This is a genomic window from Caloramator sp. ALD01 (assembly GCF_000472625.1).
Classification (GTDB): domain Bacteria; phylum Bacillota; class Clostridia; order Clostridiales; family Caloramatoraceae; genus Thermobrachium; species Thermobrachium proteoclasticum.
The window spans coordinates 61,020-76,750 of record NZ_AXAA01000003.1; the positions used below are offsets into that span (position 1 = coordinate 61,020).

The following is a 15,731-nucleotide window of genomic DNA, read 5'->3' on the forward strand; positions in this document are numbered from 1 at the left end:
GAGGAGGGGTCTTATGGCAAGTAGAGAACAACTAAAAGCAGTTGCAGCATCTTGCACTAAATATCAAGCAGAAGGATTTACATCTTCAGCAGGGGCAGTTGATAAAAGCTGTGAAAACTGTGTAAACTTTGATGGTTATAAGTGCACAGTAAACGCCTTTGATAAGGTATTAACAGGATTAGACCAAGGATAAAAATAACAGCCACATAGCATAATTCTATGTGGCTGTTATTTTGCTTCTTTGTCAAAGATAGGGGCAGGCATTTAACTTAGAATGCCTGTCCTTTCTTGTTTGAAAATGATTTTAAAAAAGACTAACAGAGGTAAAATATTTAAATGTTAATCTGATATATAGTTGAAAAATTCTGAAAAATAATATAGTATTAAATTAATAAATATATAAGGGGTGATACCGTGAAGGTTATAAAAAGGGATGGCAGTTTACAGGAATTTGATATTGATAAGATTATAAAGAGCATAAGAGCAGCATCAGATGATATAGGAGAACCACTCAATGAATCTGATTTACATAATATTGCAAAGGACATAGAGGGCGAGATAAAGGGGCTTGGAAAAGAAGAGGTTTCCTTTGAAATAATAAGAAGAATAACAGTAGATACATTAAATAAAGAGGGCTTTAAGGATGTTGCAAAGGCTTATATTGAATATTAGTTTATTAAATAGCTGTCACAAAGGTGGCAGCTATGTATTTTTGTGCTAAAATTATAATTATTATGGGTATAGTAATTAATATAAATAATAGTTTTAGACTTTTTTGCTTACGTACGAAGTTAACCTCTTAAATAACACTATAAAAAGTTCAAGGAGGATATTATGGTTCTAATAGTAGATAACTATGACTCATTTACATATAATCTATATCATTATTTTTTAATATTAGGAGAGAAGACTATAGTTAAATCAAGGGATGAGATAAGTATTGACGATATTGAAAAGCTAAAGCCCGATTATATTGTTTTATCACCAGGGCCAGGGCGACCAGATGAGTCTATTTTATCTTTAGAAATACTTGAAAAATACAAGGGAAGGATACCAATACTTGGAGTATGTCTTGGGCATCAGTGCATAGGACACTTCTTTGGTGCAGAGGTTGTGAAGGGAAAAAGCCCTGTTCACGGAAAGGTTCATAAGGTATTTCACGAAGGGAAGGGTGTTTTTAAGGGGTTAAAGAGTCCTTTAAATGTAACAAGGTATCATTCTTTAGTGATAGATGAAGCTACTTTGCCTAACTGCCTTGAGGTTACTGCAAGAACTATAGAGGGAGAAATAATGGGGATAAGACACAAGGAATTTGATATAGAGGGAGTACAGTTTCATCCTGAAGCAATTTTAACAGAAAATGGTCTTGAAATGCTTCAAAACTTCCTAAGGAGGAGCAGAAATGATTAGATTAGACTATAAGTTAGACGTTTTTAAGCTCTATAATTTGCTCATAGATTTTAAGCCACAGCTTTTAGAAAGTAGCTATATGGTTAAGGATACTGGAGATTATTCTATTTTGTGCTTTAAGCCAAAATATAGTATAAGCTATTTAGATGGGAAAACATCTGTTGATTATGGGGACAGAGTTGAAATAATTAAGGAGCCACCTTTAAAGGTTTTAGATGAATATATTAAAAAAAGTAAAGAACTTAATACAGGTCTGATTTTTGATGGAGGATTTGTTGGATATCTTTCCTATGACTTTGGTGAAGAGATTATGGGGATAAAGGGTAAGAACAACTCTCCTATAAAAATACCAAGCATCTACTTTGAGTATTTTGAGGACTATATAGTTGTAGATAACAGAAATAATCTTACATATGTAGTTACAGACGATGAGGAGATTATAAATAGAATTAAAACTACTGATTATGTAGAGACTATAGATGATATTGACATAAATTTAAAATCTAACTTTGAATTTGAGGAATACTGTAGGGCAGTTGAAGGGGTTAGGGAGTATATAAGGTGTGGTGATGTATATCAGGTAAATATTTCACAGCAGTTTTATGGAAGAGGTAAATTAAACCCAATACATATCTATTCTAAATTTCGAAGGGCAAACTATGGTCCCTATAATGCGTTAATAAGAGTAGAGGATAAATACATACTCTCAACTTCACCAGAGCAGTTTTTAAGAAAAAGAGGAGATATAATAACTACAAGGCCAATAAAGGGGACGGTTAAGAAGGTTGAGGATAAAGAAGAAAACGAAAGTTTAAAAAGGGAGCTTTATGAAAGTGAAAAATGTCGTTCGGAATTATTAATGATTATAGATTTAGAAAGAAATGATTTATCAAAGATATGCATACCTGGGACAGTAAAGGTTGAAAGCCTATTTGATGTAGAGGAATATTCAACTGTTAACCACCTTGTTTCAACTATACAAGGAAAATTGTTAAAGAATGTTGGGTTTAAAGAGATAATAGAGGCTATGTTTCCAGGAGGTTCTATAACAGGTGCTCCAAAGTTTAGGTCTATGGAGGTTATAAATGAAATTGAAAAGGTAAATAGAGGAATATATACAGGTTGTATAGGCTACATTTCAAACAATGGTAATATGGACTTTAATATAGCAATAAGAACAGCCGTTATGGATAAAGAAAATATAATATACAATGTAGGTGGAGGAATTGTATGGGATTCTAACCCTCAAGATGAATATGAAGAAACACTCCATAAGGGAAGGGCTATTTACAATTCCCTTGTTAAAGGAGGAAAAAGATGATTGATTTGTTTGATAGGGGAGTAGCCTTTGGGCTTACTCCTTTTGAAACATTATTTGCATATAAGGGAGAAGTCCTTTTTTTAGATGAACACTACAAAAGGCTTAAAAGAAGCTTAAAAATACTTGGGATAGATAACAACTTAACCTTTGAAAAGTTTAAAGAAGATGTACTAAATTCAATTAAAGGTATAAATAATCCTGTTGCAATTAAGATTATATATATAGACGATAAGCTAAATATAAAATTAAGAACTCCCTCATACACTAAAGAACACTATGATAGAGGGCTTAAGCTTGCAATTTCAAGGGAGAGAAGGCCTAAAAGCATTTTAAACTATATAAAAACCTTTAATTATGGGCAAAACTACATTGAGGATTTAAGGGCAAAAAATAAAGGATATGACTCCTGCATATTTTTAGACCACAGGGGATTTATAAGTGAGGCAGCCTATGGAAACCTATTTTTTATAAAGGATAGAGTAATCTATACTCCAAGTATAACCTGTTCAATACTACCTGGAATTATAAGAAAAAAATTAATAGAGCATCTCAAATCAAAGGGGGTAGAAGTGGTAAAAACTAATATTACCTTAGATGAGCTTGAAAATTTCGATTCAGCCTTTTTTACAAACAGTGTTGCAGGAGTGCTTCCTGTATCAAAAATTGGAAACACCTCCTTCTCAAAAAGTGCCACCCAGGTGAAATGTGAAATTATTAAATTTATGGAAAGATATTTCTCTTGTTGGTTAGGTCATTAATAATGTATTGTAGATAAAAGATAAATTATTTTTCAGAAAATTTTATAAAAACATTACTTGTAATATTAATAATAAATGATATAATATTATTAATAGAAAATAATTATCCTTTAAGGAGGGGTTAAAATGACTGAGGTTAGGCAAGTTTATAAATGTGAAATATGTGGGAATATTGTAGAGGTTCTTCATAAGGGGGCAGGTACTTTAGTTTGCTGTAATAAACCAATGACACTTAGAGAGGAAAATACAGTAGACGCATCAAAGGAAAAACACGTGCCTGTTGTAGAACTTGTGGATGGTGGAGTTCTTGTTAAGGTTGGAAGTGTAGAACACCCAATGGAGGAAAAACACTATATTGAATGGATAGAAGTACACACTAAGGATAAGGTATATAGAAGGTTTTTAAACCCAGGGGATAAGCCAGAGGCGTTTTTCAAACTAAATGATGGAGAAGAAGTTCTATTTGCAAGAGAATACTGCAACCTCCACGGACTTTGGAAGGCATAAAAAAGTGCCACCCAGGTGATTTATTGTGGTATAAATAGGAAATGTCACAATTCACCTGGGTGGCACTTTTATTTGAACACCCTATTTGCAAAATATTTTCCAAACCAAGATGCACTTTGAACTTGCAGGATAAACGCAAGTGTTACAATAAGTGCAGCCTTTGAACCAAAGCTTGATGCAGCAATTCCAAGTGCTAAGGACAGATTACGCATAACTGTACTGTAAACAAGTGCTATTGCATCTTCTCTGTTTAAAAAGATTTTTCCTATAATTGTGCTTATAGTATAGTTTAATAAATAGAATACAGTAAGAACAACTAATGACCATAGAATTAAATCAGGCTTTGAAATAATAACCTTAGATTTCATTCCAATGCTTATAAACACTATTCCAAGAAGGAACCATATACTTATAGCTGGTAGTATAGGTTTTATTTTTTTGTTGTACTCCTCAACTGAATACTTCTTAAGAAGCAATTTATAAGTTATTGTACCTAATATTAATGGTATTACAACAACTTGAATTATTGTAATAAACGTTTTTACAATATCAATAGGTATATACTTTCCAACCATAAGAAGTAAATACCAAGGTGCAACAAGGGAACCGACAAACAAGCTAAGTGCAGTTATTTTAACCGCAGCCGACACATTTCCCTTATTTAACATTGTCCAAGAAATAGTCATACCACTTGTAGGTAATAGTGATGCTATCGCAAGTCCTGCAAACATATCCATATTGTCCTTAAATAATGTAATTCCAATTAAGTAGGCTATAACAGGTATAATTAAAAAGTTTATAAGTAAAGATAAAAGAACTAATTTTGAATGGGACAAATCAAAGGCACTTTTGTAATTAAATCCAATCATAGTTGGATAAATCATAAATACAGTAAATATCAGGATATAGCTTTTCATAAAATTCAAATCGAATTTAAGCCCTGTTAAAAATCCAAGTAATAAAACAAGGGGTATAACCTTAACAAGATTTTTTGATGGATAGTAAAATATCTTTTTTATCATTCCAATTCCTCCCTTCAACAAATTCAATTATATTTATATGTGGAGATTTTCTCAAATACCATATATGGGTATATGTAGTTTGTTATTAAGGATTTTCTTTAAATATCTTACCCAATTTAATTAAATTGTATGTTTTTATAGCATATGCCTAAAACCTGTTACTTATTGTTAAAAAAATAATTAAATTGAAATAACAAGCATAATATTGTAATATTATAATATAAAGATACTTAAAGGGGGTATAGGTATAGACGTGAGTAAGAAGATTCAAAAATTAGCAGATAAGTTTAAAGTTCTATCAAATCCAATTAGAATTTCAATATTACTTTGCCTATTAAATGGACAATCTAATGTTACAAAGATTCAAGACTGCCTAAGCATACCTCAATCAACTGTATCAAAGCATTTAGGTATCTTAAAAAATGCAGGTGTAATTGAGGGAGAGAGAAACGGACTTGAGGTAATATACAGCATAGTCGATGATGGTGTAAAGAATATGATTCTTTCCCTAATAGAGGAGTAAGTTAATTTTGGAGGTGATCCTATTGAATAATTTTATTTTTACTTTCCTTTCACTTTTTTTAATATGGTCTGCACTAAGCTATCCACTTACAAATCAAGAAATAATTTTTGGTTTAATTTTATCCTTATTCATCTCAATTTTAACTCAATACTATAACCAAAGGAGTAAGAGTTTTAAAATAAAATCCCTCTATCATTTAATTAAATATTTCATTGTATTTTTAATTGAATTAGTTAAGGCAAATTTTAATATGGCAAGGATAGTAATAACTCCTTCACTTCCTATTTCACCAAAGATTTATGAGGTAAAAACAGAACTAAAATCAAATATTGCAAAGGCCCTTCTTGCAAATTCAATAACATTAACTCCAGGTACCATTTCAGTTGATTTAGAGGATGACACAATATATATACACGTTGTTGAAGGTACAAAGGTTGATGATGTAGAGGGGCTAAAGGGACCCTTTGAAAAAATATTGAAGGAGGCATTTGAATAATGTTTTATGTAACATTAGCACTTATTGTAGTAGGAATGCTCCTTAGCATAATTAGATTAGTAAAAGGAGATTCAATAGAGAGCAGAGTTGTTGCTATAGACGTTTTAACAACTATAACATCAAGTCTAATTATTGTATTTGCCTTTATATCAGATAATATGCTTCTTTTAGATGTTGCTCTTGTTTATGGTCTTTTATCTTTTGTTGGTGTTGTAGCGGTAGCACGTTATTTAGAGGGAGGAATTTAATATGCATTACGTTGGTTGGTTCTTTATATTAGTTGGAGCAACATTTTCATTTCTTGCGGGCCTTGGAATATTTAGAATGCCGGATGTACTTAATCAGTCACAGGCTGGAACCAAGGCTTCAACGCTTGGGATATTAGCATTACTTGTAGGATTTTCCTTTATAAACCCTAATGTTTCCCCAAAGCTTATTTTAATGGCACTATTTTTCCTATTCTCATCTCCTATTGCATCCCACACGATATGTAAGGCGGCACTTAGGAGAAATAAAGCGAAGCTTATATTAGATTCAAATCCTCTTTTAAAGGAGGGAGAAGCAAATGAATAATCTTGCAATATTTATAGCTTTAATTATGTTTTTAGGAGCAGTATGGACAGTTTTGACAGAGGATGTTTTTAAGGCAATTGTTATTTTTGGCATAGTATCCCTTATGTCTTCTGTTATGTTCCTATTAATGCAGGCACCAGATGTTGCCATAACTGAAGCTGCAATTGGTTCAGGTATAACAACAGCATTATTTATATTCACATATAAGAAAATGGAGGAAAGAAAAGATGAAAGATGAAAAGTCTTTGTTTATAAATATAGTTGCCCTTTTGATTCTTTCATTTATGGCCTTTTATATCTATAAGGTTTCAATAGATACAGGAGAAGGAATAAAGATTACTGACAATATTACTCCAAAGATGAGGGTTGCAGACAGGTTCTTAAAAAAGAATGTGTTAGATGAAAATAGCACCTATAATTTTTCTCAAACTGCAGAGGATACATCTGCAAATATAGTTACATCAATTGTTGTAGATTATAGATTATTTGATACAACATTAGAGGTTATAGTTCTATTTGTAACTATATTAGGATTTGGTTTTGTTATACCAAAGGATAGAAGAAGAATCTTGAAGCCTTCTGTAATTCTTTATAGATGGTCACTAATACTTATGATTTTAATGCTTATGATTGGTGGATATATGTTTATAAATGGGCATCTATCACCAGGAGGAGGCTTCCCAGCAGGTGCCATTATATCAACAGCAATATTGATAGGAGTTTTAGCTGGTAGAAAGACTGTAAACCATAAAACTCTAAAGGTAGTTGAAGCAATTGCAGGTATATCAATATTTGGTATAGGAATAGCATCCTTCATTATAAAGGGTGTATTCTTCCAAAACTTTTTAACAGGTGATAAAATAGGGGATTTATTCTCGGGTGGTTTAATACCTGTATTTTATGCTCTTATAGCTTTTAAAGTTGCAGCGGAACTTTCAAATATTTATTTTGAATTTTATGAGGAGTGTTGATTATGACAAAAATTTTTATATTATCTTCACTTTCCCTTGTGTTTGTTGGTCTCTATGGAGTTTTAACAAGAAAGAACATAGTTAAAATACTAATAGCACTTAACATAATAGAAACAGGAATCAATATGCTCTTAGTAGCCTTTGGGTATGTTGAAGGAGGAATTACACCAATACTACAATCAGATTTAAGCATTGCGAATTTAGATAAAATGGTTGACCCTGTTCCACAGGCACTGGTTTTGACATCAATAGTAATAGGCCTTGGAACAACAGCCTTTGCTCTATCGCTTGCAATGAGATACAAAGATACACACAACTCAATTTCAATTAGAGCAACAGATGAAGAGGGGGTAAATGTATGAATAGCATAGTGTTTTTAGTAGTAATCCCTCTAATTGCAGCATTTTTATCCCTTTTCTTAGGAAACTTAAATAAGATTACAATGTATATCGTTACATTGTTTAACTTGATATTTTCAATATCAGTTTTTATGAGTGGAAAGATTCCTTTTAATGTTGCAATAGGAGGATGGAAGGCACCCTTTGGAATAAACTTTGTTGTAACTGACATTACAATTTACTTTTTACTTCTTGTAAATATAGCAGCCCTAATGTCTATAACTATGGTTAAGGATATAAAGGAATATCAATTCTATTCCTTCTACTTTGTACTTTTAGCTGCTACAAATGGTATGGTTTTAACTGGTGATATGTTTAACTTCTACCTATTTACAGAGTTATCAACGTTTGCAATTGCAGGGCTTGTTGCCTATAGAAGAGACAGGTTATCAACAGGTGCAGCACTTAAATTTTTAATTTTATCATCAACAGCTTCATTGTTTAGCCTATCTTCCATTGGGCTTATTTATAAAACCTTAGGAACACTAAATTTTGCTGATATTGCTTTAAAACTTACCAAACTAAACCAAGCATCCTATAATTTAATTTTAATTTTATTTTTAGCAAGTATGCTTGTAGAACTTAAAATATTCCCATTTAATCTATGGGTTGTTAAGTCTTATGAGGGTTCAATTACTTCAGTAAATATGTTTACACACGGAATGCTTGGAACAGCAGGAATATACGGTGCTATAAGAATTCTTTTAATAGTATTTCCAAATATGTATAACACTAATATCTCAAAGGTATTAGTTATACTTTCAGTATTTACAGTTTTAATAGGCGAAATAGGAGCACTTAAGGAAAAGAATCTTGTTAAGGTACTTGCCTTTTCTTCTATGGCTCAAATGGGAATATTTATGTTTGGTATAGCCTTAGGCAGCTTTGAGTCAATTAAGGGTTCTTTATATATAGTAGTTTCAAATTATCTTGCAAAATTAGTAATGTTTATAGTTACAAAGCAATATTCAAGGGCTGTAGATAGTAAAAATTATATTGATATGAAGGGCCTTGGAAGGAAATACCCAATACTTGCAATTTCATTTACAATAGCAGCCTTAAGCCTTATGGGAATGCCCTTCTTTGCAGGTTTTTGGGGAAAGTTTTCAATAGTTATAAGTGCACTATCATTAGATAGATTATCTACTTTAGGTATAGCGATTATATTAATTGCATCAGTTATTGAGGGAGTGTACTACCTAAGAATTTCACACACATTCTTTGTAGAGAAGGATGTGAATAGTGTGAATATTTCAAGGGTTTACTCCATAATTCCTTTTGCTTTAGCCCTATTAATTTTGGTTGTAGGTATATACCCAAATTCAATTGAACAGATGCTATTTAACGTAATTGATGAAATAAAGAATGCACCAAATAAGTATATAAACATAATTTTATCATTGAAGTGAGGTAGAGAATATGATAGAGCTGCTTTTAGTTCCCTTAATTACAACTCTCTCTATAGCATTTTTTATAAAGTATAAAAGAGTTACTTGGACGCTGTTTTTAGCTTCCAATGGCTATATATTATACAAGCTCTACAGTATATATGGAATGTGGAGTTTAAGCTATAGCTTCAATACAGGCTATGAGATATTGGGGGCAAAATTTAACTTAGGAGTTTCCAACAACCCAATAGGATGGTATTTTGCATTTTTCTCTGCTTTGATAACATTAATTATTTCAATATTTTCAATAGGATTTAATAAAAATTCAAAGAGCAATGTATCGGTTATATGGATGTTAATTATATTTTCAAATTTAGGTATTTTCTTTGCAAAGGATTGGGTAACCTTCTTTATGATGTGGGAACTTATGGGATGGACAAGTTTCTTTGCCATCACAAACGGTAAGGATAAGGCCCTTGATGGAGCAAAATATTATCTATCACTATCATTATTTGGTGCTGCATTGCTGCTAATTGCAATATCACTTTTAGGTGCATATACAGGTACCTTTGAAATACTTCCATCAGCCTTTGGACTTCTTCAAATAATAAATTCTTCAACAAAATTAGGAATAGTAATTCTTCTGCTATTTTTAACAACTTTTATAATAAAATCAGCCATATTCCCATTTTATATGTGGCCGCAAAAGGTATATGCAGAAGGACCAGAGGATTATATTACGTTTATGTCCTCTGTAATGATTAAATATGGAATTTACCCAATGGCTATATTTATTGTTCCTGTAGTAGGTAGTGTAAATCTTCCAAGAATATTAAACACAGGTAATGTGCTTCAATATGTAATAGGCTACTTAGGAGCAATAAGTGCTGTACTTGGAACATTACTTGCAATATTCCAAACAGATATGAAAAAACTATTTGCATATTCTTCAGTTTCAAATATGGGATATATTTTACTTGGATTTTCCTCAATGACTATAGTTGGATTTGAAGGTTCGCTTTTCCACGTAGTAAACCATATGATTTTAAAGGCGGCAATATTTTTAACACTTGCAGCAGTAGTTTTTAGAACCGGAGAAAGTGAAATGCACAAGCTTGGTGGGCTTGTTTACAGAATGCCACTTACATTTATGACATTCCTTCTTGGAATAATAGCCGCAGCAGGCATACCACCACTTAATGGGTTTGGTTCCAAGTGGATGATAATACAGGCCCTTATGTCAAAGAAGATGGTTGTTTTTGCAATAGCAATGATATTTGCTTCAACGGGTGCGTTTATGTACCTATTTAGGGCTTTAGCATCTATATTTTTAGGACAACTGCCAGATAGATATAAGGAAGTAAAGGAAGTACCACTAACTATGGCAGTACCTATGTTTATAATGATGGTTATTATGCTACTTGTTGGTGTAGTACCTGGTGTAGTTATGAAACCTTTAACAACAGCGTTAAAGGCAGTTGGATATAATGTTGATATTGCTTCTTGGACAGTACTTGAGGGAAGCCTAAAGAATGCAACAATTGACCTTAAAATAGTATTCTATATGTTCGTTGCAGGAGTTATAATATCAGGTCTAATGTATTTCTTTGGAAATAAATCAGAGACTGTTCCACAAGAAGATAACTATACAGCAGGTGAATATCCAGAGGAATGGGGTGTAGATGCTGATAGATTTAACTATTCATATTCCTTCTATCAACCATTTAAGGAGATGTTTGATCCTCTACTTGAATCTATCTCAATAGATGATTTATTTGCAAGTGTTGGTAGAAATTTTGAATATTTAAGCACTACAATTCAAGGACTATTTAAAAGAGGAGAAGGTGCAGTACTTCTATTTAGTATAGGAGTTCTCCTATTGATATTAGGAGGGTTGATTATATGATGGCAGTATTAAGGGTGTTTTTATTTAGTCTATTTGCAATATTTATAGGACTACTATTTATGGGAATTGGAAGAAAGGTTATTGCAAGAATTCAGTTAAGATATGGCCCACCATTTTATCAAGCCTTTCTTGATGTAGGAAAGTTATTTTCAAGAAAATCTATAACACATAATTTTGTAATGGACTTAGGTATGGTAATGTCACTTGGTGGACTTTTAGCAACAATGTTGTTTGTACCAATTGCAGGACACGTTGCTGTTAAGACAAGTACAAATTTAATAGTTATTATGTATCTAATGGCGATAGGATATTTAGGAATGGCTATGGCTGTTGCAGCCAGTGGTAATCCAAATGCGACAATAGGGGTATCCCGTGCCCTTACAATGATGCTTGGATATGAAGTTCCATTTTTTACAGTTATGCTTGGGCTTATCATAGTAAATGGTACTTCATCACTTGAACTAATTTCACAATCCCAAGCAGGCTCAATCTTAAATTGGAATATGATAAGGTTTCCGCTTGCCTTTATTGCGGCAGAAATAGCACTTCAGGCAATGATGGGTGAAAAGCCCTTTGATGCAATGATTGCACCTGCTGAAATAGCATCAGGGCCTATGGTTGAATTAAGCGGTAAATACTTAGGTCTTGCCTTTTTAACCCACGCAGTATCAATATTTGTTGAAACTGCAATAATAGTAAATCTTTTTATGGGTGGTGCAAGCAATATATTTACATTTGTATTAAAGCAATTTGAGATATATCTTATAACTGTATTTATTGAAGCAGTATTTCCAAGATTTAAAATCGAACAGGCTGTTAAGTTTCTATGGACTGTACCAATGGGAATAGCTGTGCTTCAGCTTATACTTATTCTTCTTAAATAGGAGGTGTTCTATATGCAAGAATTAAAGGTGGAAAAGAAGAGAAGCTGTATAGACAATGTTATAGATTTTTTTAGACAAAGATCAATTTGGATGCTTCATTACTGAACAGGCTGTGGAGCGGTGGAGTTGCCACCGTCAATGACATCCAGGTGGGATGTTGAAAGGTTTGGAATAGGGCCTATGGCTACACCAAGACAGGCGGATGTACTTCTTGTAACAGGATATGTTTCTTTGAAGACTTTAAAGAGAATAATAAGAACCTATGAGCAAATGCCTGAACCAAAATGGGTGTTGGCCTTTGGTTCTTGTACTGTAAATGGAGGAATCTATTGGGATTCATACAACACAATAACAAACTTAGCAGAGTATATACCAGTTGATATTACTGTATCTGGATGTATGCCAAGACCAGAGGCAGTAATGGATGCACTACAGACATTAATGAAGATGATTCAATCGGGTGAAGCAGGGGCCTATAAAAAGTACAAGGAGAATTATGAATACTATAAAGCAAATCAGGATAGGGTGCTAAAAAAGACAGTACCAATATTAGGACAAACTCCTAAAAATGATTTGGAGGGAAAAAATGAAGATGCAAAAGAGTGATATTATAAATATATTGGTGGATAGAGGATATAGTGTTTTTGACTTGTACCATAATCAAATAGCCCTTGCTGTAAAGAAAGAAAATCTATTAAATGACCTTATATTTTTAAGAAGCATAGGATTTGAGCATCTGTCTTTTATTACAGCTGTTGATTTTATTGACGAAGGTGAGTTTGAAGTTGTTTATCATATATGGTCCTATACACATAAAATTCATATTTTAGTAAAGGTTAGGGTAGATAGAAATAATCCTGTAGTTCCAACAGTAATTGATCTTTGGGAGCAGTCACAATTTTATGAACAAGAGGTTCACGAGTTTTTTGGAATTAAATTTGAAGGAAATAATGACCTATCACCTCTATTCTTAGAAAACTGGGTAGATATACCGCCATTAAGAAAGGATTTTGATACAAGGGAATTTTCAATAAGGCTTTATGATGCAGAAGTAGATGGAGGTGATAGATAATGGATGCACCATCATATACACTAAGCAAAATAGCTGAAAAGGATAATTTGGCTGTATACGATTTATTCTTTGGTCCAAACCACCCAGGTATGCACGGAAATTTTGGATATGTTCTAGAGATGATAGGAACTGAAATAGTTAAGGTAAGACCAAATGCAGGTCATCTTCATAGAGGTTTTGAAAAGTTAATGGAGCAAAAACTTTGGGTACAAAATATAGCCCTTGTCCCAAGAATATGCGTCGTTGACCCTGATCCAAACGAAGTTGCCTACTGTACTGCAATAGAAAAAATTATGGGAGTTGAAATACCAGATAGAGCAAAGTTTATAAGAACAATAACTCTTGAGATGAGCAGGTTAACTTCATTCTTAATGGGAATGGGAGCACTTGGTGCAGCACTTGGGCTTTACACACCAATGTATATAATGATGGCAGATAGGGATTTAGTGCTGGACTTATTTGAATGGCTGACAGGTGCAAGAATTTATCACATATTTAATATTCCAGGTGGTGTAAGAAATGACCTGCCAGATGGATGGGTAGAAAGGTTAAATGAGGTTTTAGACCATCTTGAAAGAAGATTGATTGAATATGATAAGCTTGTGTTTGAAAATCCAATAATCCATAAGAGATTAAAGGGGTTAGGATATATATCAAAGGATGAGGCTATAAAGACTGGAATAACAGGGCCAAATCTTAGAGCATCTGGTGCTGCCTATGATGTTAGAGTTGACGATCCATATGCAGCATATCCATATCTTGATGTAAAGGTTATAACTCAAGAGGGTGGAGATGCCTTAACTCGTGCAGTTCAAGTTAGATTGGAATTTGAAGAAACAATAAAATTGATAAGACAGGCATTAAAGCAAATGCCAGAGGGTGATGTTAGATTAAACTTAGGTAACCTTTCAATGCTAAAGGTTCCAAAGGGTGAAGCATATGCAAAGGTTGAGTCATCAAAAGGTGAGTTTGGATACTATGTTGTGTCAGATGGAGGATTAAAGCCATATAGAGTAGGGGTTAGAGGCCCATCGCTTCCAGCAGGACTTTTATATGCACAAAAACACCTGCCAAAGATGAAGATAGATGATGTAGCAGCGTGGATGGCATCACTTGCAATATGTCCACCTGATATTGATAAATAGGAGGTGCTTCTATGGCATTAGGTGATAAGAGTGTTTATTCTCCACTGACTACGTTAAAGAATTTATTTAGAAAACCTGTTACAATAAAGTATCCAAAACAGATTTTAAGGGTTTTCCCTAAAGAGGGTGTATCTCCTATATATAGAGGCCTTCATACAAACGATTTAGAAAAATGCGTTGGATGTGGAGCTTGTAAGAGAATTTGTCCCTTTGATGCAATAAAGATGAAGGTAATAGGTAAGAATGAACAGGGAAGGGATATAAAAAAGCCTGTTGTTGATTATGGTAGATGTAGCTTTTGTGCCTTCTGTGTGGACGTTTGCCCGACAAATTCTCTAAAGATGTCAAGACACTACATCTATAAGATAAAAACTGTAATGTCAATGTCAGCAAAGGAAGAAGTAGAATACGTTAAGGAAAAGTTTAAACTAATGCCTGACGAAAAGTTAGGCGATGACATAGGATATAATACAGGTAAAGTGAAGAAGGTCTTGGGTTAAGAAATTGCCACTTATGTGAAAAGACACATAAGTGGCAATTTTTAAAGCATTTTATCGTATTCTTGCATTATTTTTTTAAGAACAGAATTTTTTACATTAAAGACTTTATTATCAATTTGTGATATAGGTAACACCTTTGGTGAAGTTCCTGTTAAAAAGCAGGCATCAAACTCATCTATTTGGTTTACCTTTATTTTATCCTCCACAACCTCAAGTCCTAATCTTTTAGCAATCTCGATAACCTTTATTCGTGTAATCCCAACTAAAACATCCTCTTTAGGTGCGGTGTATAATGTATTTCCTTTTATAAAAAATATATTTGAACGGCTCCCCTCTGTTATTTCATCATTGTTATTTACAAGGATAGCTTCGTATAAATTATTTTCTTCAAGGTGTCTATTTATTTTTTCGCGTAATGCAGCGTTTATAACCTTGGCATTAGGGTTTTCTCTAATAGCCTTAAAAAGTGTTGTTTTAACTCCATTTTCATAGGCATCTTCTGAAGGATAGACTGATTTTATAAAAAATAGGTATACGTCAGGATTATCAAAGTTGTTTACAACAATCTTTACATTATAATTTTGAATGTTGTTTAGCTTAGCTAATTGTATTATCTGTTGCCTAATTTTTTCAATATGAGCAAAATAATCAACATTTAAAAGTTTTGCAGAGTTGTTTAACCTTTCTATATGGTCTTCTAAAAATATTGGTTTACCATTTATTAATCTTATAACTTCATATATACTTGGAGATACTTCCTTGTATATGTTATCAAAATTATTTACTTCATATTCCTTTCCATTATGCAAAAAATATTTTAAAACAGCTTCTCCCATTTTAATCACCTCGTAAGATAT

21 protein-coding genes and 1 pseudogene are annotated in these 15,731 nt (G+C 32.8%); 20 read left to right on the top strand and 2 right to left on the bottom strand.

Features of this window, described 5'->3' with window-relative positions; genetic code table 11:
- Nucleotides 1-13 precede the first annotated feature (13 nt).
- The 6 genes from A3M9_RS0102280 (at nucleotide 14) to A3M9_RS0102305 (ending at nucleotide 3,996) form a co-directional block, all read left to right on the top strand.
- Nucleotides 14-193: a hypothetical protein gene (locus A3M9_RS0102280; protein WP_027307762.1), complete on the top strand. Its 180-nt coding sequence runs from the start codon at nucleotides 14-16 to the stop codon at nucleotides 191-193.
- Nucleotides 194-414: 221 nt separating this feature from the next.
- Nucleotides 415-672, top strand: a complete 258-nt coding sequence (locus A3M9_RS0102285; RefSeq protein WP_027307763.1) for an ATP cone domain-containing protein — start codon at nucleotides 415-417, stop codon at nucleotides 670-672.
- Between the two features lie 162 nt (nucleotides 673-834).
- On the top strand, nucleotides 835-1,410 hold the full coding sequence (locus tag A3M9_RS0102290) for an aminodeoxychorismate/anthranilate synthase component II (RefSeq protein WP_027307764.1): 576 nt from the start codon (nucleotides 835-837) through the stop codon (nucleotides 1,408-1,410).
- Nucleotides 1,403-2,731, top strand: a complete 1,329-nt coding sequence (gene pabB / locus A3M9_RS0102295) for an aminodeoxychorismate synthase component I (RefSeq protein ID WP_027307765.1) — start codon at nucleotides 1,403-1,405, stop codon at nucleotides 2,729-2,731. Before A3M9_RS0102290 ends, pabB begins: the two co-directional genes overlap by 8 nt.
- Complete coding sequence (locus A3M9_RS0102300) at nucleotides 2,728-3,489, top strand: aminotransferase class IV (RefSeq protein ID WP_027307766.1); 762 nt, start codon at nucleotides 2,728-2,730, stop codon at nucleotides 3,487-3,489. Before pabB ends, A3M9_RS0102300 begins: the two co-directional genes overlap by 4 nt.
- A gap of 126 nt (nucleotides 3,490-3,615) precedes the next feature.
- Nucleotides 3,616-3,996 (top strand): desulfoferrodoxin, encoded by a 381-nt coding sequence (locus A3M9_RS0102305; RefSeq protein WP_027307767.1) that lies wholly within the window; start codon nucleotides 3,616-3,618, stop codon nucleotides 3,994-3,996.
- Nucleotides 3,997-4,064: 68 nt separating this feature from the next.
- Here the strand turns inward: A3M9_RS0102305 and A3M9_RS0102310 are convergent, their stop codons facing one another.
- On the bottom strand, nucleotides 4,065-5,018 hold the full coding sequence (locus A3M9_RS0102310) for an arsenic resistance protein (RefSeq protein ID WP_242826172.1): 954 nt from the start codon (nucleotides 5,016-5,018) through the stop codon (nucleotides 4,065-4,067).
- A gap of 253 nt (nucleotides 5,019-5,271) precedes the next feature.
- On the opposite strand from A3M9_RS0102310, the gene A3M9_RS0102315 reads away from it, so the two are divergent.
- The 14 genes and pseudogenes from A3M9_RS0102315 to A3M9_RS0102380 all read left to right on the top strand — a co-directional run bounded on the left by A3M9_RS0102315 (nucleotide 5,272) and on the right by A3M9_RS0102380 (nucleotide 14,874).
- Nucleotides 5,272-5,541 carry a helix-turn-helix transcriptional regulator gene (locus tag A3M9_RS0102315; RefSeq protein ID WP_084424577.1) on the top strand — a complete coding sequence of 90 codons (270 nt, stop codon included), beginning with the start codon at nucleotides 5,272-5,274 and terminating at the stop codon, nucleotides 5,539-5,541.
- Between the two features lie 22 nt (nucleotides 5,542-5,563).
- A complete protein-coding gene (locus A3M9_RS0102320) occupies nucleotides 5,564-6,037 on the top strand; it encodes a Na+/H+ antiporter subunit E (protein ID WP_027307770.1) in 474 nt (157 codons plus the stop codon).
- Nucleotides 6,037-6,285 (top strand): monovalent cation/H+ antiporter complex subunit F, encoded by a 249-nt coding sequence (locus A3M9_RS0102325; RefSeq protein ID WP_035165676.1) that lies wholly within the window; start codon nucleotides 6,037-6,039, stop codon nucleotides 6,283-6,285. Before A3M9_RS0102320 ends, A3M9_RS0102325 begins: the two co-directional genes overlap by 1 nt.
- 1 nt (nucleotide 6,286) lies before the next feature.
- A complete protein-coding gene (mnhG, locus tag A3M9_RS0102330) occupies nucleotides 6,287-6,610 on the top strand; it encodes a monovalent cation/H(+) antiporter subunit G (RefSeq protein ID WP_027307772.1) in 324 nt (107 codons plus the stop codon).
- The gene (locus tag A3M9_RS0102335) at nucleotides 6,603-6,848 is read left to right on the top strand and encodes a hydrogenase subunit MbhD domain-containing protein (RefSeq protein WP_027307773.1); all 246 of its coding nucleotides are present in this window, start codon (nucleotides 6,603-6,605) and stop codon (nucleotides 6,846-6,848) included. Before mnhG ends, A3M9_RS0102335 begins: the two co-directional genes overlap by 8 nt.
- Entirely contained in the window at nucleotides 6,838-7,581 is a 744-nt protein-coding gene (locus A3M9_RS0102340; RefSeq protein ID WP_027307774.1) for an MnhB domain-containing protein, read from the top strand. The genes A3M9_RS0102335 and A3M9_RS0102340 overlap by 11 nt, the downstream gene beginning before the upstream one ends.
- Nucleotides 7,582-7,583: 2 nt before the next feature.
- Entirely contained in the window at nucleotides 7,584-7,943 is a 360-nt protein-coding gene (locus tag A3M9_RS0102345; RefSeq protein WP_027307775.1) for a sodium:proton antiporter, read from the top strand.
- Entirely contained in the window at nucleotides 7,940-9,388 is a 1,449-nt protein-coding gene (locus A3M9_RS0102350; RefSeq protein ID WP_027307776.1) for a complex I subunit 5 family protein, read from the top strand. The genes A3M9_RS0102345 and A3M9_RS0102350 overlap by 4 nt, the downstream gene beginning before the upstream one ends.
- A gap of 10 nt (nucleotides 9,389-9,398) precedes the next feature.
- Nucleotides 9,399-11,273 carry a proton-conducting transporter membrane subunit gene (locus A3M9_RS0102355; protein WP_027307777.1) on the top strand — a complete coding sequence of 625 codons (1,875 nt, stop codon included), beginning with the start codon at nucleotides 9,399-9,401 and terminating at the stop codon, nucleotides 11,271-11,273.
- Entirely contained in the window at nucleotides 11,270-12,157 is an 888-nt protein-coding gene (locus A3M9_RS0102360; RefSeq protein ID WP_027307778.1) for a respiratory chain complex I subunit 1 family protein, read from the top strand. The genes A3M9_RS0102355 and A3M9_RS0102360 overlap by 4 nt, the downstream gene beginning before the upstream one ends.
- Before the next feature lie 117 nt (nucleotides 12,158-12,274).
- Nucleotides 12,275-12,763: pseudogene (nuoB, locus tag A3M9_RS13010) on the top strand (NADH-quinone oxidoreductase subunit NuoB); the annotation flags it as partial.
- A complete protein-coding gene (locus A3M9_RS0102370; protein ID WP_027307779.1) occupies nucleotides 12,744-13,229 on the top strand; it encodes an NADH-quinone oxidoreductase subunit C in 486 nt (161 codons plus the stop codon). The pseudogene nuoB and the gene A3M9_RS0102370, both read left to right, overlap by 20 nt.
- On the top strand, nucleotides 13,229-14,374 hold the full coding sequence (locus A3M9_RS0102375; RefSeq protein ID WP_073247801.1) for an NADH-quinone oxidoreductase subunit D: 1,146 nt from the start codon (nucleotides 13,229-13,231) through the stop codon (nucleotides 14,372-14,374). Before A3M9_RS0102370 ends, A3M9_RS0102375 begins: the two co-directional genes overlap by 1 nt.
- An 11-nt stretch (nucleotides 14,375-14,385) precedes the next feature.
- Nucleotides 14,386-14,874 (top strand): 4Fe-4S binding protein, encoded by a 489-nt coding sequence (locus tag A3M9_RS0102380; RefSeq protein WP_027307781.1) that lies wholly within the window; start codon nucleotides 14,386-14,388, stop codon nucleotides 14,872-14,874.
- A 41-nt stretch (nucleotides 14,875-14,915) separates the two neighbouring features.
- On the opposite strand, the gene A3M9_RS0102385 is transcribed toward A3M9_RS0102380, so the two are convergent.
- The gene (locus tag A3M9_RS0102385; RefSeq protein ID WP_027307782.1) at nucleotides 14,916-15,710 is read right to left on the bottom strand and encodes an aminotransferase class IV; all 795 of its coding nucleotides are present in this window, start codon (nucleotides 15,708-15,710) and stop codon (nucleotides 14,916-14,918) included.
- Between the last annotated feature and the right edge of the window lie 21 nt (nucleotides 15,711-15,731).